Source organism: Vibrio sp. 05-20-BW147, from assembly GCF_013369385.1.
GTDB lineage: Bacteria > Pseudomonadota > Gammaproteobacteria > Enterobacterales > Vibrionaceae > Vibrio > Vibrio floridensis.
The window spans coordinates 1-392 of record NZ_SZTO01000109.1 but is presented as its reverse complement, the minus strand read 5'-3'; the positions used below and the strand labels follow the sequence as shown (position 1 = coordinate 392).

Genomic DNA, 392 nt, shown 5'->3' with positions numbered 1-392 from the left:
ATTGATTTGTTTGATGTATGAAGCTACACCGGCACGAAACTCAGACAAAGGCTGAATATCTTGATCGAAATGAATACGACTCATATTGAACTCCAGTTAGTACAAAATAACGTACAAATAATAGTTCAACTGACCCTTTTGGGCAAGAAGTTGATTCTGTGTTATAACGCCGCGTTAAGGGGTGAATGCCGCCTAAACCAAGTTTCCGCAGACCACTTTCAACACCAAAACTCGCCGCATACCAAAAATGCCACGCGGCATGAATCCCTCTTTAACGCCTTGTTATGGCTTGGACTTAACGCGTTCTTTACTTGCCTGATTCAATCATTTCTATGATTTTATAGGCTTTTTCGAAGTGATCTAGCTGGTGAGTTTGAATCCACCAAGTAGCT

General features: G+C 41.3%; 1 protein-coding gene and 2 pseudogenes. All 3 read right to left on the bottom strand.

Going from position 1 to position 392, the window contains the following annotated elements:
• Positions 1 to 84 (bottom strand): annotated as a pseudogene (locus tag FC652_RS20770) (prevent-host-death family protein); the annotation flags it as partial.
• A gap of 79 nt (positions 85 to 163) precedes the next feature.
• Positions 164 to 320, bottom strand: a pseudogene (locus tag FC652_RS20765) (DUF3265 domain-containing protein); the annotation flags it as partial.
• On the bottom strand, positions 308 to 392 hold an 85-nt coding region (locus tag FC652_RS20760), incomplete at its 5' end, for a DUF6500 family protein (RefSeq protein WP_255199206.1). The pseudogene FC652_RS20765 and the gene FC652_RS20760, both read right to left, overlap by 13 nt.